Source organism: Opitutia bacterium (assembly GCA_016217545.1).
GTDB lineage: Bacteria > Verrucomicrobiota > Verrucomicrobiia > Opitutales > Opitutaceae > Didemnitutus.
Window position 1 is genome coordinate 218883 of the sequence record JACRHT010000017.1, and the last position, 21343, is coordinate 240225.

The 21343-nt window shown below is 66.6% G+C and carries 14 protein-coding genes; 8 read left to right on the top strand and 6 right to left on the bottom strand.

The features are described 5' to 3' along the window. The first annotated feature begins 48 nt into the window (after positions 1-48). From HZA32_16945 to HZA32_16970, 6 genes are read left to right on the top strand one after another with little or no spacing between them, the layout of a single operon-like run. Positions 49-1557 (top strand): sugar ABC transporter ATP-binding protein, encoded by a 1509-nt coding sequence (locus tag HZA32_16945; protein ID MBI5425765.1) that lies wholly within the window; start codon positions 49-51, stop codon positions 1555-1557. Positions 1558-1565: 8 nt separating this feature from the next. Beyond that, positions 1566-2546 carry an ABC transporter permease gene (locus HZA32_16950; GenBank protein ID MBI5425766.1) on the top strand — a complete coding sequence of 327 codons (981 nt, stop codon included), beginning with the start codon at positions 1566-1568 and terminating at the stop codon, positions 2544-2546. A gap of 4 nt (positions 2547-2550) precedes the next feature. Further along, the gene (locus tag HZA32_16955) at positions 2551-3513 is read left to right on the top strand and encodes a substrate-binding domain-containing protein (GenBank protein ID MBI5425767.1); all 963 of its coding nucleotides are present in this window, start codon (positions 2551-2553) and stop codon (positions 3511-3513) included. Further along, complete coding sequence (locus HZA32_16960; GenBank protein ID MBI5425768.1) at positions 3510-6128, top strand: twin-arginine translocation signal domain-containing protein; 2619 nt, start codon at positions 3510-3512, stop codon at positions 6126-6128. The genes HZA32_16955 and HZA32_16960 overlap by 4 nt, the downstream gene beginning before the upstream one ends. Continuing rightward, entirely contained in the window at positions 6125-7111 is a 987-nt protein-coding gene (locus HZA32_16965; GenBank protein MBI5425769.1) for a hypothetical protein, read from the top strand. Before HZA32_16960 ends, HZA32_16965 begins: the two co-directional genes overlap by 4 nt. Positions 7112-7151: 40 nt before the next feature. Beyond that, on the top strand, positions 7152-8813 hold the full coding sequence (locus HZA32_16970; protein MBI5425770.1) for a ribulokinase: 1662 nt from the start codon (positions 7152-7154) through the stop codon (positions 8811-8813). Positions 8814-8943: 130 nt separating this feature from the next. Here the strand turns inward: HZA32_16970 and HZA32_16975 are convergent, their stop codons facing one another. Then, positions 8944-12006: a hypothetical protein gene (locus HZA32_16975; GenBank protein MBI5425771.1), complete on the bottom strand. Its 3063-nt coding sequence runs from the start codon at positions 12004-12006 to the stop codon at positions 8944-8946. A gap of 251 nt (positions 12007-12257) precedes the next feature. Between HZA32_16975 and HZA32_16980 the strand changes: the two genes are divergently transcribed. Then, positions 12258-13604, top strand: a complete 1347-nt coding sequence (locus HZA32_16980) for a hypothetical protein (protein MBI5425772.1) — start codon at positions 12258-12260, stop codon at positions 13602-13604. Positions 13605-13850: 246 nt separating this feature from the next. After that, on the top strand, positions 13851-15395 hold the full coding sequence (locus HZA32_16985) for a DUF2961 domain-containing protein (protein ID MBI5425773.1): 1545 nt from the start codon (positions 13851-13853) through the stop codon (positions 15393-15395). Between the two features lie 76 nt (positions 15396-15471). Here the strand turns inward: HZA32_16985 and HZA32_16990 are convergent, their stop codons facing one another. The 5 genes from HZA32_16990 to HZA32_17010 are packed head-to-tail and all read right to left on the bottom strand — an operon-like array spanning position 15472 to position 21214. Beyond that, positions 15472-17112 (bottom strand): methylmalonyl-CoA mutase, encoded by a 1641-nt coding sequence (locus tag HZA32_16990; GenBank protein ID MBI5425774.1) that lies wholly within the window; start codon positions 17110-17112, stop codon positions 15472-15474. After that, entirely contained in the window at positions 17109-18008 is a 900-nt protein-coding gene (locus HZA32_16995; protein MBI5425775.1) for a methylmalonyl Co-A mutase-associated GTPase MeaB, read from the bottom strand. Before HZA32_16995 ends, HZA32_16990 begins: the two co-directional genes overlap by 4 nt. Next, positions 18005-18427, bottom strand: coding sequence for a cobalamin B12-binding domain-containing protein (locus HZA32_17000; GenBank protein MBI5425776.1), 423 nt, complete (start codon positions 18425-18427; stop codon positions 18005-18007). Before HZA32_17000 ends, HZA32_16995 begins: the two co-directional genes overlap by 4 nt. After that, positions 18424-19947, bottom strand: a complete 1524-nt coding sequence (locus HZA32_17005) for an AMP-binding protein (protein MBI5425777.1) — start codon at positions 19945-19947, stop codon at positions 18424-18426. The genes HZA32_17000 and HZA32_17005 overlap by 4 nt, the downstream gene beginning before the upstream one ends. A gap of 16 nt (positions 19948-19963) precedes the next feature. Continuing rightward, positions 19964-21214, bottom strand: coding sequence for a C4-dicarboxylate ABC transporter (locus HZA32_17010; protein ID MBI5425778.1), 1251 nt, complete (start codon positions 21212-21214; stop codon positions 19964-19966). Positions 21215-21343: the final 129 nt, after the last annotated feature.

The following is a 21343-nucleotide window of genomic DNA, read 5'->3' on the forward strand; positions in this document are numbered from 1 at the left end:
CTCCAAACGCTGGTGGCATGAGCCGTCGGCCGCCCCTTCCCCTTCGTCATGCCTGAGCGGCCGCCAGACGACACCACGACCGAGCCCGTGCTATCGTGCGCGGCCGTGGAAAAAAGCTACGGCGGCATTCGCGCGCTCCGCGGCGTCTCGTGGGACCTGCGGCGCGGGGAAGTGCACGCACTGTGCGGCGAGAACGGCGCGGGCAAGAGCACGCTGGCGCGCATCTGCTGCGGCCTCACCACACCTGATGCCGGCGAACTACGGCTCGACGGCCGCCCCGTCCGCTGGCGCAACGCGGCCGACGCGCACCGGGCCGGGATCGCGATGATCATGCAGGAACTCGACCTGTTTCCGGGCCTCACCGTCGCGGAGAACATCGCGCTCGACAACCCGCGGCTCGAAGGCCGGGGCGTCGTGAATTTCGACCGACTCCACCGCGCCGTGCAGCCGCACCTGCGCGAAGTCGGCCTCGCCCTCGATCCCGCCACGCCGCTGGGCGAGATCGCCCTCGCCCAGGCGCAACTCGTCGCCATCGCACGCGCGCTCAGCTTCGAGGCGCGCGTCATCTTCATGGACGAACCGACGAGTGCGTTGACCGACGATGCGGTCGAGCGTCTCTTCGCCGTCATCGCGAAACTGCGCCGCCAAGGCGTCGCGATCGTCTACGTTTCGCACAAGATGGCGGAGATTTTCCGCGTCAGCGATCGCGTGTCTGTCATGCGCGACGGGGAACACGTCGCCACCCTGCGCGCCGCCGAGACGAACGTCGACTCCGTCATCCGGCACATGGTGGGCCGCGCGGTTTCCCTGACGCGGCGGCCGAGTCCTCAACGTTCCACCGCCAACTCGCTCGTGCTGCGCCGAGTGGGCACCCGCAAGTTGCGCGATGTGTCATTCGCCGTCGCGTCGGGTGAAGTTCTCGGCGTCGCCGGCTTGGTGGGCGCAGGTCGCAGCGAACTGGGCCGCGCGCTTGCGGGCATCAGCCGAGTGGAAACCGGCGAGATCGTGCTGCGCGGCGAGTCCTATGCGCCTCGCTCCGTGCGCGAGGCGATCGGCCGCGGAGTGGCATGGTTGCCGGAGGATCGCCGCGAGGGACTCGCGTTGCAGATGGAGATCAGGGCCAACCTCACGCTGGCGCAGCTCCGACGCTTTGCCACGCGTGGTTGGATCAGCGGCGCGCGCGAGCAGTCCGCGGCGGCGAACATGATTGCGCGCTGTGGCGTGAAATGCGCCAGCGCCGCGCAGCCCGTGGGCGCGCTCAGCGGCGGCAATCAGCAAAAGGTGCTGATCGGCAAATCGCTCCTCGCCGAGCCCACGGTGTGCTTCTTCGACGATCCGACCCGCGGGATCGACATCGGCGCGAAGGACGAACTCGCCGCCTTGGTGGCCGATCTGGCCGCGCGCGGGATGACCATCATCTGGGTCAGCTCGGAGCTGCCCGAACTCCTCGCCAACGCGCACCGCATTCTCGTGATGCGCGAGGGACGCGTGGCGGGAATCGTCGACGCCGCCACCGCCACGCAGGAGTCGATCATGAAGCTCGCGACCGGATCTTGAGCCCGCCCATGCAGATCAGTTGGAAAAAACATCTCGGCAACTCGCGCCCGCTGGCCGGGCTCGTGCTTGTCTTCCTGCTCGGCATCCTGCTGAGCCCGCGCGACAGCGCCGGCGACATCATCTTCCTCTCGGCGGGCAACCTCTCCGACGTCCTGCTGCAGCAGTCGGAGATCGGCATCATCGCGCTCGCGATGACGCTCGTGATCATCGGCTCGGGCATCGACCTGTCGGTCGGCAGCGTGCTCGCCTGCGCGGCTTCGGTGGCCGGCCTGGTGCTGGTGCGCTGGCAACCTTTCAGCGGCGGCGGGACGGTCCCCACGGCCGTGGCCTTGGCGTTGGCGGCCGGAGCAGCGGTCGGGACGGTCAACGGCCTGGTTATCACGCGACTCGGGCTACAGCCGTTCGTGATGACGCTCGCCACGATGATCGGCGTGCGCGGGCTCACGCGCTGGCTCACGGGCAACACGAACGTCGACTTCGCTTTCGGCGACAGCGCATCCGCGCGTTTCGCGGCCACGTTTTCGCACAAGCCCTTTGTCATCGGCGCCTGGGTGGCGCTGGCCGTGATCGTCCACCTCGTGCTCACCCGCACGGTGTTCGGCCGCTACTTGCGCGCCACCGGCGAAAACGAGCGGGCCGCATTCTACTCGGGTTTGCCGATTCGCGCCGTGCGACTCGCCACCTACATCGGCTGCGGAGCGCTGGCGGCGCTCGCGGGCTTGATCCACGCCGCGCGCAGCTTCCAAGGCAACCCCAACGACGGCGTGGCCTACGAACTCGACGCGATCGCCGCCGTCGTGATCGGCGGCACCGCGCTCGCCGGTGGCCGCGGCACCGTGATCGGCACGATGACCGGCGCCTTGTTGCTCGGCCTGCTCACGAATCTCCTGCGCCTCCGCATGGTGGACAGCAACGTCGAGCTGATGATCAAGGCCGTCCTGATCGTTGCCGCGGTCTGGCTGCAGCGCCGCGGAGGCCGCGAACTTTGACTCCATGAAAACCCTCCCTCGTCTCCTGCTACTGCTTTCGCTTCTGGCCTCGTGTTTCCTCGTCGGCTGCGCGCCGAAGGCGTCGCGCGATGGCGCCGCGCCCCGCTTCACGGTCGTCTTCAGTCAGTGCAACAACGCCGAACCTTACCGGGCCGCACAAAACGACGCCATGGCCCGCCTGTGGGGCCAGCAGTCGGACGTGAAGCTCGTCGTCATGGACGCGCAGCAGGACAGCGCGAAGCAGATCGCGCAGATCGAGACCGCCATTCGCGGCAAGCCCGATCTCCTGATCGTGGCGCCGAACGAGCGCGCGCCGCTCACCGACGTCATGCGGCGCGCCGCCGCTGCCGGGATCAAGACCATCTGTCTGGAGCGCGACATCCTCGAGCCGCACTACACGACGTGGATTCGCGCCGACAACCGCGGGATCGGCCGCCTCGCCGGTGAGTTCATCGTCGAACACCTGAAGAAAAAACATGGCGCACCGCGCGGACGGATCGTCGAGCTCGCCGGCTTGAAAGGCGTCGAGGCCGAGATCAATCGCGCGGGCGGCGCGCACGCGGTCTTTCAACAGTATCCGCAAATCGAACTCGTCGGGGAAGCGGTCGCCAACTGGCTGCAGAGCACCGCCAAGGACCGCATGACCGAAATACTCGCGGCGACGCCGGCCATCGACGTGGTCTACGCCCGCAACGATCCGATGGCGATGGGCGCCTATCTCGCCGCCCGCGAAAAAGGCCGCGAACGGGAAATGATTTTCGTCGGCATCGACGGCCTGCCCGGCGACACCGGCGGCATCAAGAAGGTGACCGACGGCGTGCTCGCGGCGACGTTCGTCTATCCGCTCTGCGTTGAACAAGCGGTCGAGATCGGCACGCGGATGTTGCGCGAGCCGGAATTCGTGCCGGAAAAAATCTACACGATCCCGTCACGGATCGTGACGAAAGAGTCCGCGTCTACGCCATGAGCCTTGCCGCCGGCAACTCAGCGCACCGCCCTCTCGGCCGACGCGACTTTCTCAAAATGTCCGCGCTCGCCGGCGCCGTAGCCGCGGGCGGCGGCGTCCCGGCCCGCGCCACGTCCGCTCCAGCCACCAGCGCAGCACCGGATGTAAGCGCAGCGAACCGCGCGTTCGGCGCGCCGTATCAGGGTCGCCAGCTGGATCGTGTCGCGTTCCCCTTGGGCGGCATCGGCTCGGGCATGATCTGCATCGAGGGCTCGGGATCGCTCTCACACGCCTCACTGCGGCACCATCCCGACGTCTTCAACGAGCCGTGCGCCTTCGCGGCGATCTCGATCGCCGGGCCGCAGCGAATCGCGCGCGTGCTCGAAGGGTCGGTGCCAACGTGGAAACTCTTTGGCGCGCCCGGAACGGCGCGCGGCGGCGAGGGCAAGCCCTACGGTCTTCCGCGGCTCGCAACGGCGACGTTCCGCGCGCGGTTTCCGTTCGCCGAGATCGATTTCACGGACGAGCAACTGCCGCTCGGCGTGCGCCTCGTGGCGTGGAGTCCGTTCACGCCGCCGGACGCGGACGACTCGAGCCTGCCCGTCGCCGCGCTCGAATACGAGTTCGTCAACCACACGGCCGCGCCCGTGGAGGCCGTGTTCTCGTTCCACGCGGCGGATTTTTTCACTGCGTCAGACAAGTCGGCTCGCGAGGTGCGGCGTGTGCCGGGCGGCTTCGTGCTGCGCGCCCAGCCGACATCGGACGCGCCGTGGCTCGAGGCCTCATTTGCCGCCTGTGTGGACGAGCCAGACACGCGCGTCGACGCCGCGTGGTTCCGCGGACGCTTCCGCGACTGGCTTCCGATAGTGTGGAATCACGTCGAGTCCGGCGCCTGTCCCGACCAACCGCCGCACGCCACCAGCACGCCGTCGCGCGGTGCCTCGCTCTACGTGCCGCTGCGCCTCGCGCCGGGCGCGAGGCGGACCATCACGCTGCGACTCGGCTGGCACGTCCCGCGCAGCAAGCTGCGCACGGACCGCATCCACGTCCTCGCCCCGCCCGTGCCGTATGAGGAATCGGGCTGCTACCAACCTTGGTATGCCCAACGCTACCGCGATATCGATGCGGTGCTCGCGGATTGGCGCCAACGCTATCGCGAATTGCGCTCCGCGAGCGATCGTTTTGCTGCGTGCCTGCACGACACGACGCTTTCGCCGGAAGTCCTCGAAGCGGTGACGGCGAATCTCGCGATTCTGAAATCGCCCACGTTGCTGCGGGAGCAGGCCGGCCGGCTGTGGGCGTGGGAGGGATGCAAGGACGACTCCGGAAGTTGCGCCGGTTCCTGCACGCACGTGTGGAACTATGCGCAGGCCATCGCGCACCTGTTTCCCTCCCTCGAGCGGAGTTTGCGCGAGAGCGAGTTCGGCCCTTCGCAGGACGAGCACGGACGGCAGAATTTCCGCACGTCGCTGCCCATTCGCCCGCCCGAGGAAGCGACCGTGGCAGCCGCCGACGGCCAGCTGGGCGGCATCATAAAGTTTTATCGAGACTGGCGGATCAGCGGTGACACCGACTGGCTCCGCCGCTGGTGGCCGCGTGTGCGGCAGAGCCTAGACTACTGCATCGCCACGTGGGACCCCGAAGGCAAGGGCCTCATCGAGGAGCCGCATCACAACACCTACGACATCGAGCTGTGGGGCCCAGACAGCATGGCCACGACGATTTACCTCGGCGCTCTGTCCGCCGCGATCGAGATCGCGCGAGCGCTCGGCGACGACGCGGCGCGCTACACGCAGCTGCTCGCAGCGGGAGGTGAAAGACTCCGGACCGTTCTCTTCAACGGCGAGTATCTGCACCAGCGCGTCGTGTGGAAGAACCTCCGCGCGAAGAATCCCGCCGAGGCGGCGCATGGTCAGGTGACCGTCTCGCCGGAATGGCGCGCGCTGGTCGAAGAGAGCGGGCCGTTGCACCAATACGGACCCGGCTGTCTCGCCGACGGCGTCATCGGCGCGTGGTTCGCCCGTGTTTCCGGATTGGGCGACATCGCGGAGCCGGACCTGATCACGAGCCACCTGCGCGCCGTATATCGCCACAATCTCCGGCGCGATCTTTCGGATCACGCCAATCCACAGCGCCCCACCTACGCGGTCGGTCGCGAGGGCGGACTGCTGCTGTGCACGTGGCCGCGTGGCGACAAGCCGCCGCTGGCGTTTCCGTATTCGGACGAGGTGTGGACCGGCATCGAGTATCAGGTGGCCTCGCATCTGATCATGACGGGGCACGTCGCCGAAGGCCTCGATGTCGTCCGCTTGTGCCGCGCCCGCTACGACGGGCGGGTTCGCAATCCCTTCAACGAATACGAATGCGGTCACTGGTATGGCCGCGCGCTGTCGTCGTATGCGCTGCTCCAGGCGATGAGCGGCGCGCGCTATGACGCGGTCACGCAGGTGCTGCACCTGCAACCGCCGTGCACGGGCGATTTCCGCGCGTTCCTCTGCGCGGCCACCGGATTCGGCTTGGTTGGGGTGCGCGACGGTCGCCCGTTCCTCGACGTCCGCGCCGGACGCATTCCGCTGCGCGAGATCGCCTACACGCCCGCCGCCGGCGGCCCCCGCTTTTCTTCGCTCTCATCATGAATACCCAACCCCTCCGTCGCAGAACGCTCCTCTCGCTTCTCTTCCTCGTTCTCGGTCTCAGTCTCGCGCGCGCGAGCGAGTTGCCCGGCGTCGAACAGCCCGTGATCGACGGCGATTGGTGGAGCATCGCCAACAATCCGGACCTGGGAGCGATCGGCAGCCCGGGACAACAGCCCGTCGATTTCGCGATCTGGCAGGCCGCCGATGGCACGTGGCAACTGTGGTCCTGCATTCGACGCACCAATTGCGGCGGCAAGACGCGCCTGCTTTACCGCTGGGAAGGCAAGAGCCTGACCGACCCCGATTGGAAGCCGATGGGCATCGCGATGCAGGCGGATCCGGCGCTCGGCGAAACGGACGGCGGCCTACAGGCCCCGCACGTCGTGCGGATCGACGGCACCTACTACATGTTCTACGGCGATTGGCTGCGCATCTGTCTCGCGACCAGCCGCGACGGGAAAAATTTCCAGCACGTCAAAAACGAGCGCGGCCAGCCGGATCTCTTCTCCGGTCCTCACACGCAGACGCGGGACGCCATGCTGTTCAAGGTCGGCGAGCTCTACTTCTGCTATTACTCGGATCACAAGGAAAAGACCGGCACGCCGCCGCTCGCCGCGATTTTCTGCCGGACCTCGACGGATCTGCGACGTTGGAGCGAACCGATGATCGTCTCGGCCGGCGGGAGCGCGACCGCGCTATGCCGCTGGCACGGCGGAGATGCCGAGTGCCCGTTCATCGTCGAGCGAAACGGCATCTACTATCTCTTCCGCAATCAGCGCTACGGCAAGGACCACATCAACACGCAGTATGCCTCGCGAAATCCGCTGGATTTCGGCGTGAACGACGATCGCTACATGATCGGCACGCTCGCCGTCGCCGCTCCGGAAATCGTGCATCATGACGGACAGGACTACATCGCGTCCGTCAAACCGGACTTCAACGGCATCCAGCTGGCGAAGCTGAAATGGACCAAGCGTCCCTGACGCCGCATCGACACGCGACGTTCCGTGCCTCCTCTCGATCATGTATACACTGGGAATCGATTTCGGCACCAACTCGGTCCGGGCACTCGTCGTCCGCTGCGCGGACGGCGCCGAGTTCGGCGCCGGCGTCGCGGACTATCCGTCCGGTCAGCAAGGCATCCTGCTCGACCCGCGGGACCACGATCTCGCGCGCCAGCATCCGACCGACTATTTGATCAGTCTCGAGCGGGCCGTGCACGGCGCGCTCGAGCGAGCGGGAAAACGTCGCGGCTTCGACGCCTCGCGCGTCGTGGGGATCGGCGTCGACACCACCGGCTCCTCGCCTTTGCCCGTCGATGCGCGAAATGTCCCGCTCGCCTCCGCGCCGCGCTGGAAGAAAAATCTCCACGCCCAGTGCTGGCTGTGGAAAGACCATACCAGCTGGCGCGAGGCCGCGCGGATCACCGAGCTCGCGGCGGCGCAGCGCCCGCATTTCATCGCCAAGTGCGGCAACACCTACTCCTCGGAATGGTTTTGGTCCAAGCTCTGGCGCTGTCGCAATGTCGCGCCGGACGTCTTCGCCGCGGCATTCTCCTGGGTGGAGTTGTGTGACTGGGTGCCCTCGGTTCTCGCGGGCATCACCGATCCGCGCCAAATCAAGCGCGGGATCTGCGCGGCCGGACACAAGGCGCTTTACTCCGACGAATGGGGCGGCCTCCCCGATCAAGAGTTCCTCGCGCAGCTCGATCCGCAACTGGCCGCGCTGCGCGAGCGGCTCTATGAGAAGGCTCACGACGCGCGCACGGCTGCGGGTTACCTCAGCGCGCCATGGGCGCGAAAACTAGCCCTGCCGGCCGGCATCCCGATCGCGATCGGCGCGTTCGACGTTCACTATGGCGCCATCGGCTGCGGCGTGCGGGAAGGCACGATCGTCAAAGTCATCGGCACGTCCGCGTGCGATTGCGGCGTGGTGTCGATGCGAAAAACCATCCCCGACATTCCCGGCATTTGCGGGATCGTGCCGGGAGCCATTCTTCCGGGATTCTACGGCCTCGAGGCCGGTCAGTCGGCCGTCGGCGATATTTTCAAATGGTGGGTGGAAGTCGTTTGCGGCGGCGACGCCGCGATGCATCGCGTGTTGACGAAGCAAGCCGCGCGGCTCGCCCCCGGGCAGAGCGGGCTCCTCGCCCTCGACTGGCACAACGGGAATCGCACTATCCTCGTCGATCCGCTCCTGAGCGGCGCCCTGCTGGGCTGCACGCTGCACACGACGCAGGCGGAGATTTACCGCGCCTTGATCGAGGCCACGGCATTCGGTGCCCGCGCGATTCTCGAGCGTTTGCAGGAATATCGCATCGAGACCCGCCGCATCGTGTGCGCCGGCGGCATTGCGGAGAAGAACCCGCTGCTGATGCAAATCTACGCCGACGTCACGGGCTGCACGATGTTCGTCTCCCGTTCGAGTCAGACCTGCGCATTGGGGGCGGCCGTTTCCGCCGCAGTCCTCGCCGACGCGCATGCCGATTTTCCCTCGGCCCAGCGCAAGATGACTTCGCTCAAGCCGATCGCTTACCGCCCGCAGGCGGCGAATCGCCGGCGCTACAACGAACTCTATCGACTCTATCGCGCCGTCCACGACGCCTTCGGCGGTTTGAACCAATCGGCCGACCTCTCCGCGGTGATGCGCGAGTTGCGCGCGCTGAAAGCAAACTCGCACCGCTGACGTCCGACGGGACGGGACGGACGGAGGCCCCTAACGCGATTCGCGAGAACTCGGAGGTCGCAAAAAAACTCCGCGGCCAGGATGGGCCGCGGAGCGAGAGGTATCCGGAAGGCGGAGTTGACGGAGTCCGTTACGGCGCGACGCGCGTGAAGCGCACGGCGTCGCCGATCACGTAGCCGTTGGCGCCTTCGTTCAACAACTGCACGGTGCCACCCGTGCCGCTGCGGAACGTTACCGTGCCGAGCGTGACCCACGTGTTGTTGCTGTATTTCTGATTCGCGACGAACGGCAGCCGGCCCATCGAACCGGAGAGCAGATAGCGGACGTTGCTGGCGCGGTTGCTGCCGGCGGTCCAGCGCGCTTCGACCTGGTAGGTGCCGTCACCGGGAATGGTCGGACGGAAGACGATCATCTTGGCGATCGTGGCGCTCGAGTTGTCGTCGTGGACGTATTCATTGTTGTAGGCGCCCGACACGAGATTGGCCGACGTCCAGGCGCTTGGGGAATGCACGACTTCAGTCGAGGGGACATTGTCCAGGATGATGACCAGCGGGGTGAACGTCGTCGCATTCAACGAGGCCGCCCCGGGCGTGCTGCCCAGCACCGCGCGGACGCGGTAGTAATAGGTGAGGCCGGCGGTGGCGCTCGTGTCGGAGAAGCTCGTGGCATTCGCCGCCGTCGTGCCGACGGCGGTGAAGCTCTCGTTGTCGGTCGAGCGCTCGACGCGGAAACCGGTTTCATTGCTCGATTGATCGCTCCAGGTGAGGTTGACCGTCGTGCCGCTGGCGGCGGTCGCGGTGACGTTGGTCGGCGCGTTCGGGCCGCTCGTCGCCGTGGCGCGAAGACAGATGGCGTCGGCGATCACGGCGCCGTTCACGCCCGTGTTGCGGATCACGACCTTGCCGGTGGATCCGGCGTTAAAGGTGTAAGTGCCGAGGAGATTCCAGACGTCGCCGCCGCCCTTCTGATTGACGGTGACGGTGCTGGTTCCGCCCGCATGGATGATGTCGACCGGAACGTTGTCGGCGCGGTTGCTGTGGGCGGCCCACCGCATGTAGACCTGATAGCTGGCCGTCGAGGGCACCGCCGGCACAAATCCGAAACTGGCTGCGGCGCTCGGTAGGGTGTCCGCGTGATAATTCGTTCCCCAAAAACCCGGTTGCCCCGTGCTTTGAACCCATTCCGCCGGGCTGACGGGCGAGATTTCGACGTTGGAGTCGAGGTTGTCGACGATGACGACCCACGGAACGGCCACTGTTTGGACGGCGGAGTTGGCGCCGCCAGCGGAATTCACCGCGCGGACGCGATAGTGCACGGTGGTGTTCACGGGGGCCGTCGCGTCCGTGTAGGCGATCGACTGCGCCGGAACCGTCGCGATGACGCTGTAATTGGTGCCGTCGCTGCTGCGCTGGATTTCGAAATGCGTCTCGTTCGTCGATGCGTCCGTCCACGCGAGCGCGAGAGCGCCGCCGGCTTCGAGATCGACGACGGCCGTGAAACCGGTCGGCGTCGCAGGCGCCGCGAGGGCGGGCGTGGCGCGCGTGACAGACGCGTAGCTCGTGGACGAGCCGATGTTGTTGTAGGCGTAGACGCGATACGCGTAGCTGGTGCCGTAGGCGAGACCGGTGTCCATGTAGCGATTCGCGTTCGTGCCGGTGGTGCCGACGACGGTGTAGGCGCCGCCGTTGGCCGAGCGCTCGATGCGGAAGCCATGCTCGTTAGTGGAGTTGTCGGTCCACGCGAGATCGACGTGATTGGATTGCGCGGCGTTCAGCGTCGCGGTGGCGGCGCCCGGTGCGGCGGGTGCGGTCGTCGCGGTGCCCTGGCCTTGATAACCCTTGGTGAGAAACGCGGTGCTGTTGAAGGCATCGGGGGGAGCAAGTTCCCAGTCCACGATCGGTCCCACGTAGGCGGGATTGGTGCCGGTCACGCCGAACTGGTATTCGACGCAGCCGTTGAGCGTGATCGTGCCAGCGCGCAGAGTGGCACCGGCCGGGGCGTCGGCGTCGACTGAGAGGATCGAGTCGGTGGCGACGATCGTGCCGGGCGACTCGGCTAGGATTTGGGCGTCTCCGTTGTTGTGAAACGTCGAGCGGATGATCGTGCCCGCGCCGGTAGCGCTGCCGAACCAGGCGCCGAGCGAGTTGCTGTTGCCGCCCCACTTCACGTTGTCGACGGAGAGACAGTTGATCAGCGTGCCGTTGGCCCAGTTGCGGAAGCCGCGTTTGTTGCCGATGGCGATGCAGTTTTCGTAGATGACGTTGACCGCTTTGTCGTCCCAGCCGCCGTCATGATTGTCGATGGACACGCAGCGACTGTAGGTGACGTTGTAGACACCGCGCTCGGTGCTGTAGCCATCTCCGTTCCAGTAGTCGCCCGAACTCTGCGGAGCGAAACGGTTGTTGCGCGCGACGCAGTCGGTGAAGCGGAGATCATGGATGCTCGGGCGGGCCATGCCCGGCGAGTCGGTGCAGAAGCCGACGGGAATCGACTTGGTGGGGTAGTTGTTGTTGGGGTCCGTGTCGCGATCCGTATTTTCGGTGGCGTCGGTATCGCAGTCCTCGAACGTGACGAAGCGCGAAAAATAGCTGACGCGAAACGCCTTCTTCGTGTGTCGAACCACGGAGCAGTTGCGCACTGTGATGTTGCTGGCATTGCGGATGCGGATGCCGTCCTCAATCGAACGCATCGAGAGGTTCTCGAACAGAATGTTTTGCCGGAGCGTGAACGTCTCGCCGTTCAGCGGCATGTCGAAGACGAACCCGTAGGAGTCGATGTGCAGGTTCTTGATTTCCCAATGAGATGTCTCGGCGCCGCCGTAGTTGACGAACCGGAACAGGTAGTCGGCCGTCGATCCGGGAACCCAGGCGCCCTGGATGACCGGCCGCTGGCCCTGCGCGTTCGGGATGCCCTCGATTTTTTTGGGCGAGCCCGCGGTGCCGCTGCCCACGATCGAAAGCTGCGTGAGATTGTAGGTGCCGTAGGTGAGGTAGATCGTGTTGCCGGGAGTCAGGCTTAGGATTTCGTTTTGAAAGAGGCTGACCGGTTTGGTGTTGTTTGCATCGGCGCCACTTCGGGTGCCGGTGCCGGTCGGCGAGAGATAGACGTGAGCAAAAGCCGTGGCGGCGAAACCGACGGTGCAGGCGACCGCGAGCCAGCGGCGCGCGGTGGCGTTCGAACGAGGAGATATCATGTTCTTCTGGAGTTGGGGTAACGTGGATAATCGCCCGGAGCTATTGTGCCTCCGGGACCAAGTGGCGCCGCGAGGGCCCCACGAATGCCATAGCGGACAAAACCGTTGGCGCTTTCCCGCACCGCTCAAATCGCGGGCGGCACAAAATTGTTCCCTAATGAAACGACCGTGAGCCTCGCTTGACCGCCGGGCGTTTCGAGAGGGACGCTGCGAAGCGAGCGCGCGCGTCGCGCTTCGAACTCCCCTTCCTCATGTCGTCCGCCCCCGCCCTCTTGCCCGACCGTTCAACTCCACCGAGAAAAAGCCGAGGGATTGGCGCGCGTCTGCTGCGCTGTGCCCTGCTCGCCGGAGCGCTCGGCCTCGGGGACGCGTCGGCGGCTCGCGCGGACGACTACGCGTTTCCGTCCGTCGAACAGTTGCCTGATCGCGCGTTGATGCCTGATCCGTTCGAGAAACCCGACGGCTCGCGCGTGAGCAGCCGCGCGGAGTGGCCGCAGCAACGCGCCTACCTCAAGGCGCTGCTCCAGCACTATCTCTACGGCCGGATTCCTCCGCGCCCGACGCCGTCAGAGCTGTCCTTCGTCCGCACTTCCGACGAAGCCTATACCTCGCCGGGCACGAAGATCCCCGGGCGCCGTCAGTGCTACCGCATCACGCTGACGCGCCACGGCCGGACGCATTCCTTCACGTTCAATCTGTGGCGGCCCGCGGAGCTCAAACGTTACCCGACGCTCATCAACAATTATCCCGAACACGGGCATCCTTCCCCGAGCTACAGCATGGCCGAGGGCGTGCGGCGCGGTTACGCGGTGGTGGAGTTTCAGCGCAAGGAAGTCGCGCCCGACGATCCCGCGAACGCCGACCGCCACGCGGGCATTTTCCCGCTCTATCCCGAATACGATTTTCACACGATCGGCGCGTGGGCCTGGGCGTATCAGCCCGTGATCGACGTGCTCGATCAGCTCGGCGTCACCGACCTGACGAAAATCATCGCCACCGGACATTCGCGCGGCGGCGCCACGGCGATGGCCGCCGCGATTTTCGACGAGCGTATCGCGATCGCGGCGCCGTCCGCGACGGGGCCATTCTCCACAGGCGCGTTGCGACAGCGTGATCCCAACGGGTTTCGCGGTCGCGACGACTACGCGCAGATCATGATCGAGAAGTTTCCGCACTGGTATCACCCGCGCTATCGCGAGTTCGCCGGACGGCAGAACCGCCAGCCGTGGGACGTGCCGACGTTGATTGCGCTCATCGCGCCGCGTCCGTTGCTCAGTCTGAGCGCACTGGGCGACGGCTTCGACAACTGGCTCGCACACGAGGCCGGCATCCGCACCGGCCTGCTGATCTACGACTGGTTCGGCGCGGCGCGCTGGTGCCGCATCCATTGGCGCGATCACACGAACGCATATGGCCAGAAAGGTCACGACCAAGGGCCGGAAGAGTTCAACGCGATCTACGATTTCGCGGATGAGTATTTCTTCGCACGTCCGCCAGGTCCCACGCTCTTCAACCGCGGGCCAGCGCACGATGGCTGGATGTTCGATCCCGCAAAGCATCCGCTCAAAATCGACTGGGCGCCTCCCGCAGTCCGGTGAAGCCGCGTGAGTGCGGACATACTCCGCGCGCGCTTACGCACGCCCGGTAACCGTGCCCGCCGCGTCGCGGATTGGCCGTCAATTGCGGGCAAATCTTGTCAACTGGGAGCATAGACGCGGAGCCGCCGGAAAGAGTAGGCTGCAGGTGTCACCGGCGGCGCCAGCCGCGGCCGTTTCGCAGCGCGAGGCGGCGATCCCGCATTGCCCCCGGCGTCCGCCCGCTCCTCGGCCGCATCCCCTTACCCCATGTTCGCAAAACTGCCCCCCCTTCGGTTCCTCGCGTTGCTGCCCCTCTTGTCCGCTGCGGCCAATGGCGCGCCAGAAACGCCGCTCTCGGTCTCGTTCGCCGCGGAACTCCGGCGCCTGCGCGAGAGCGATCATCTTTTTCAATCGCAACCGCATCGACTGACCCAGCAATCGGGCTTCAGCCGCAAGGGCGACAACCCGGATCGACTCGATTATCTTTACCGCGAAGGCGAGTGGCTGGTTTACGCCGACGCCTCCGGTCCCGGCGTCGTGTCGCGCATCTGGTCGACGCACGGCGGCGAGTGGCAGCCCATCCGCATCGAAGTCGACGGTCGCGTGCTCTACGAGGGCAGCGCCGAGAAATTCTTCGGCATGGATCGCGCCCCCTTCGTCCCGCCCTTGTGCGAAATCCGCTCGGCCGCGATCCGCCAGCTGACCGCCGAGAAGGAAACCGGCCGCCGCCACGTGTGGGGCGTGTCGTATGTCCCCATCCCGTTTCAGACGCGGTTCCGCTACCTGCAAAAGCAGCAGCTCTACACCAACATCAATTTCAAGCACCTGCCGGAAAACACGGTCGTCCAACCCTACCCGCTCGAACTTTCCGAGTCGGACCAGCGCGAACTGCAGCTGACGCGCGAAGCTTGGAGCCAATTTCAGTCCACGCGCACCACCACCGGTTCGTTCGCCGTCACGGACCGTGAAATCACCGTGCAGCCCGGCGAGGACCCGTCGTCACGCCTCGCGCTGACCGGTCCCGGCCTCATCCGCGAAATCCGTCTGCTCAGCTCCGCCACGCCGGCGGAACTCGCTTCGCTCTGGCTCGAGGTCCGCTGGGACGGCGCGACCGCTCCGGCGATCGCGATACCGCTGGACACCGGCCTGGGTTCACTCGCGCAACGCACGCTCGCGCTCGGCCGGACGCCCGACGGCTGGCAATATCTCCGCTTCGCGATGCCGTTCCACCGCAGCGCGGATATCCGGCTGGTGAACCGCAATGCCGCCCCACTGTCCGTGCGCGTGCACGTCGCGCACGAAGCCATGCCGGAGTTGCCCGGCGATTCCCTCTATCTGCATGCCCGCGCCAACGACGGCGAGTTCGTCGCCGCGCGCGACCGCTATCTCCATCCGGACGTGCCGGCGGCCGAGTTCTACTACCACAACGGTTTCACCGCGCTCGATTTCACCGGTCGCGGCCACATCGTCGCCTACCTCGATCGTTTTCAATGCCAGCCGGAACTCGACGAGCACGTCTTCCTCGACGACGAGCGCCGCTTTCCCGAAAACTCCTGGAACGGCACCGGCCACGAAGACCTTTTCGACATGGCGTGGGGACACAAGCCGCACAGCGCCGCGCTCACGTCCGGCGGCAGCCAGAGTTTCGCGGAAGTGAACGTGAAACTTTTCTGGAACGATCCCCTCACCTTCCGCACGGCGGTGAAATTCAATTGGGAGTGGTCCTTCAAACGCGACGTGCCTCCGCCGCGCGACGCGCGCTTCCGTTCCGTCGTCTACTTCTACGCCGCGGCCGAAGCCGCGGCCAAGTGACGGCACGCGCCGCGCTTTCAGCTGCATCGCTCCCGAGGCCGGCCGGCAACGCCGCGCCGGCCGCCGCAACAGATCGTCAGCTCATCCGGGTTTTGTGTTCTCCCCAAACCTGACGCAGCACGCCGCAAATCTCGCCAACCGTGGCTTCAACGCGCACGGCCGCGATGATCGGTCCCAGCAAATTCGTGGTTCCTTCCGCCGCCAGGCGCACGTCGGCGAGCGCCGTGCGGACTTTCTCGCTGTCACGCCGCGCCTTTCGTTCGCGCAATCGCGCCACCTGAGCGAGCTCGACGGCGGGATCGGGACGAAAAACCGCGGGCTCGCTCTGCTCGGGCACGACGTGGCAATTCACCCCGACGATCTTGCGTTCGCCGGATTCCACCTCGCATTGGTGGTGATACGCCGCGACTTCGATCTCCTGCTGCACCCAGCCGCTCGCGATGGCCGCCGGCATTCCTCCGAGTTGATCGATGCGTGCGATCAACGTCCGCGCTTCCTCCTCGATGCGATCCGTGAGCTGCTCGACCAGATAGCTGCCGCCGAGCGGATCGATCGTGTGACAGACGCCTGACTCCGCGGCGATCAACTGCTGAATGCGCAACGCCAGACGCGCCGACTCCTCCGTCGGCAGCGATTGGGCCTCGTCGCGCGCGTTCGTGTGCAACGACTGCGTGCCGCCGAGCACCGCGGCCAGCGCCTGCAACGTCACCCGCACGACGTTCACCTCCGTCTGCACCGCCGTGAGCGTGTGGCCAGCAGTCTGCGTGTGAAAACGAAGCGCCTGGCACTCGGGCACCGCGCAGCCGAACCGCTCGCGCACCAGCCGCGCGTAGAGCCGCCGCGCCGCGCGGAACTTCGCGGCCTCCTCGAGAAAATCCGACGATGCGTTGAAAAAGAACGAGAGCTTCGCGCCGAAATCCTCCAGGCGGAGCCCCGCGCCGCGCGCCGCTTCGATGTAGGCCACCGCGTCGGCGAGCGTGAAGGCCACTTCCTGCACCGCCGTCGAGCCGGCCTCTCGAATGTGATAACCCGAAATCGAGACCGGATTGATGCCGGGCGTATGCTCGAGGCACCAGGCGATCGTGTCCGTCGTCAAACGAAGACTCGGGCCGGGCGGAAAGATGTAAGTGCCGCGTGCGATATACTCCTTGAGAATGTCGTTCTGCAGCGTGCCGCGCAGCTGGTTCCACGCGACGCCGCGCCGCTCCGCCGCCACCACATACATCGCCAGCAGGATGGCCGCGGTGGCGTTGATCGTCATCGAGGTGGAAACGCGATCGAGCGGGAGTCCGTCGAACACGCGTTCGAGATCCGCGACGGAGTCGATTGCCACGCCGACCTTCCCCACCTCGCCCGTCGCAATCGGGTCGTCGGAGTCGTAACCGATCTGCGTGGGCAGATCGAAGGCCATCGAGAGTCCGGTCGTGCCTTGCTCCAGCAGGAAGCGGAAGCGCTGGTTCGTCTCCTCCGCCGTCGAATAGCCCGCGTATTGCCGCATCGTCCACAGGCGTCCGCGATACATCGTCGGGTGGATGCCGCGGGTGAACGGATACGCGCCCGGCAGTCCGAGTTGCCCGGCGTAGTCCGCATCCGGCGTCGCCGGCAGCGCTACGCGCGGCAGCGGCAGGCCGGACGCCGTCTCGAAGCGGTCGCACCGCTCGGGCGTTTTCGCCAACGCAGGTTTCAGCACGGATTCTTCCCACTCACTTCGATTCATGAGTTTTCTTCCCTGGGCGATTTCCGCCGCAACGCCGCCACCACTTGTTCCGCGGCCGTCCAGGTATCGCTCTCGTCGAGCGGATGGTCGCGCAACTGCCGGTCGACTTCACGCGTGAGCATCGCGATGGCGATCGCCCGAATCTCGTCGTGCCGGCGCGGCTCGCCGCGCGTGCCCGCGGACCGCTCGACCAAATCAATCAACGACGCCACGCCGTCGCCGCTCAACGCATTGGTCCGGCAGATGCGCTCGGCCGGCAATCCGGTCCAACGCGCGAGGTGCTCCGCCAGGCGGCCCGCTTCCGGCCGGTCGGCCTTGTTGACCACCAACACATCGGCCACCTCGAGAATGCCGTGTTTCATCGCCTGCACTTCATCGCCTCCGCCCGGCGCCTGCACGACGAGCGTGAGATCGGCCTGGGCGGCGACGGCGAGTTCGCTCTGACCGACGCCGACGGTCTCGATCAGCACGCGCCGATAACCGGCCGCGCGCAACAGACGCGCCAGATCGGCCGCGGCGACGACCACACCACCCGCCTCACCGCGAGTCGCCAGCGAGCGCACGAACACCCGTTCGTCCAGCGTGCCGTCCATCATGCGCACACGATCCCCGAGCAGCGCCCCGCCGTGCCGCACCGACGAAGGATCGATCGCGAGCACGGCGACCGACTCGCCGCGACGAAGCCACTCGCGCGCGAGTGCGCCCACCAGCGTCGACTTGCCGCAGCCCGGCGGACCCGTGATGCCGATATTCACGCCGGGCCATTCCTGCCGTTGCAGCGCCGCGCTGGCGGCACATCCGGCCGGCGTGCGCGTCTCGATTTCCGACAACCAGCGCGCGAGCGCTCGCTGGTCGAGCGCGCTCCATGCGGGTAGATCGCCCGTGAAAGGATTCATGGCCGCGCGCGGCACGCCTCCTCAAACGCCGCCAGCACTTCCGCGAGCGGCGCGCCCGGCGTGAAGACCGCGCGGATGCCCAGCGCCCGCAGCGCCGGAATGTCCGCCGACGGAATCACGCCACCGACAATCACCGGAATGTCTCCTCCGCCCAGCGCGCGCAGTTCCGCAAGCACCGCCGGAAACAGCGTGTGATGCGCGCCGGAAAGCAGCGACAAGCCGACGACGTCCACATTCTCCTGCACCGCGGCAACCGCGATCTCGCGGGGCGTGCGCCGGATGCCGGTGTAGATCACCTCGAAGCCGTGATCGGCGAGCGCCTTCGCAATAAATTTTGCCCCGCGGCTGTGTCCATCGAGCCCGGGCTTGCCGATCAGCACCCGGCCCTTCGGCGTGAATTCCCGCAGCGTCGGATTCATGGCGTGCATTTGAACAGCGCCTGAACGTCCTTCTTCGTCACCTTGCCGAGCGCGTTGCGCGGCAGCGGCACATTCGAGAGCACGCGACTCGGCACCTTGTAGACGGCGAGCCGTTCCTTGCACCAGGCGCGCAGCTCCTCCAGCGACAAGCCGGCGCCGCCTCGCCAGTTGATCACGGCGCAAACTCGCTCGCCCCACTCGTCGTCGGGCACGCCCACCACCGCACACTCCTCGATCGCCGGATGCGCGAGCAGCTCGTGCTCGATCTCGAGCGCGGACACCTTGTAGGCGCCGGTCTTGATGATATCGACCGAGTTTCGCCCGAGAATCGCGTAGATGCCGACCCGGCGGCGGGCAATATCGCCCGTGCGAAACCAACCTTCGTGAAACGCCGCCAGCGTCTCCGCCGGGCGGCGCCAATACTCCAGAAACACCGCGGGGCCGGCGACCTCGATCTCGCCCGGCTGATCGTCGGCCTCGATCACCGCGCCCGCTTCGTCCACCAGCCGGACCAGCACACCGGACAACGGCACTCCCACCGTGCCCGGCAGGCGCGGACCGTGCAGCGGATTCGACAGCGCCATGCCGATCTCGGTCATGCCGTAGCGTTCGAGCAAAAACTGGCCGCTCACCTCGCGCCACTTTTCGAACACGGGGACCGGCAACGCCGCCGAGCCGCAGACCATGAGGCGAAGCGCACTCGCGGCCCGCGTGAGCATCGCGCGCTCCTCGGGGTTGGCTTCGTCCCACTGCGCGATGAGCCGCTGGTAGATCACTGGCACGGCCATGAACAAGGTCAGCCCGCCACGCGCGATCCGTTCCCACACCGCGCGCGCCTCGAAGCGCGCGTGCATCTCGCACACCGCGCCCGCCCACAACGCGCAACCGAGCACGTTGATCACCCCGTGGAGATGATGCAACGGGAGCACATGCAGGATGCGATCGCCCGGCCGCCACTCCCACGCGTCGATCAAGGCCGTGATCTGCGCGGCAATGTTGCGGTGGGTCGTGACGACGCCCTTCGGTTTTCCCGTCGTGCCGCTCGTGTAGATGATCATGGCTCGCTGGTTCGCGCCGACCTCCGGCAATCGACCGGCTCGGACCGAGTCGGCGCGAAATTCGAGCGTGGAAACCACCCGCACGCTGCGCGTCGCCGCCAGCTCACGCGCCATCGCCTCAAACTGCGGATGCGCGACGATCACGCTCACTTCGGCGTCACCGACCATGTAAGCCATCTCGGCGAGCGGATGCGTGAGGCACAGCGGCACGATCACTCCGCCGGCGAGCCACGTGCCCCACTGGGCAATCACGTAATCACGGCCCGGCGGCGCGAGCAGCGCCACCCGCGCACCGGCGAGGTCGGCGCCGTTCGCCAGCAGGCAGTCCGCCGCGCGATGCGCCGCCGCGACCAAGTCGTGGTAGGACACCTCCCCTTCGCCATCCACGATGGCCACCCGCTCCCCGTGCCGCACGGCCCGAGCGACGATCTCGACAGAATAACTCGCAACAGTGTCTTTCATGAAAGCAGCGGCACGTTCAGACGAACCAGCCGATGAAGAGCTGGCAGAAAACGGCTCCAACGAGCGTCATCGCGAATCCCCACAGCAGCAGCGTGCGAAACATCGCCTTGCCGTCCGCGCCGCGCGCGACGCCCGCCGCGATGCACAACGCCCCGAGCGTCGACAACGGCGACACATCGACCAGCGCCGCCCCGACATTGATGCTCAGTCCCACCGCGACCGGATCGCCGCCGCCCAATTCACCGATCAGCCCCGGCACCATCGGCAGAAAGGCCGGATAGACGACGCCCGACGTCGAGCTGTAGGTCGAGACCAAGCCGGTCACGAACGCCATGACGCCGTTCACTGAACCGGGCGTCGCGAGTTGGGCCAGGCCGGTTGTGAAGAGCCGCAGGCCGCCCATGCGTTGACCGATCTCCACCAGCAAGCTGACGCCGCACACCATCACCAGCACGGACCACGGCACCGCTTTCGTCGCCGCCGCATCGTCCACCGCGCCGACGAGAATCAGCAGCGAAGCCGCCACAAACGCCGCGAGGCCCAAGTCTGCCCAACCCAACACCACCGCCCCGATCCACGCGACCGTGACCACGATCGTGACGATCTGCGCGCGGCCAAACGTCACGGCCTCACCGGCCGCGATCTCCGCGCGTTGCCGCGAGAGCTTCAACCCGCCGAAGAACAGATATGCCAGCGCCGCCATGATCGTGTGCGCCACGAAATTTGGCAGGAACACGCGCCAGCCTTCGATCGGAATGCCGGCCTTCACAAACTGAGTCTGCACGATCACGCCCACGGCGCTGAACGGCGAAAGCGAGCCGGCGTTGGCACCGTTCGCCACCAGCAACGCCATCAGCACCGGCGGCACCCGCGCCGCCGCACCCGCCGTCATCGCCAGCGGCGCGACCAGAGCGGTGGCCGCCACCGCGCCCGGACCGGCCGCGGACACGATGGCTGCGAGGAGAAAAAACGCCGGCGGCAGCAACGCCGCGACGCCGCCGAACGCCCGCACAAACACCGTCGTGCCCACCGCGAGCGCACCGTTTTTCTCGGCCACGCCAAAGAGCAGCGTCACGCCGAGCAGCGTGACGAACAACGACGCCGGAAACGACCCGAGCACGGCGGCGGGTTTCAAGCTTCCCCAGCCGACGCCCACGATCCCCGCAAACGCGATCGCGAGCCACCCCACGTTGATCCGCGCAGTCAGGCTCAGAGCGATGACCACCAGAAACGCGATCAGCCAGCTCGCCGCCGGCTCGAGCGCCACGGCCAAAGGGAGAGAGAATGCACCGGACATCATGCGGGGAAGCGTGCCGCAGCGCGGCCCGCGAGCGGGGATTATTTCGGGGGTAACGCGCGGGGAAGAACAGGTGCGCCTCGCTGGTGTGCGCGACCG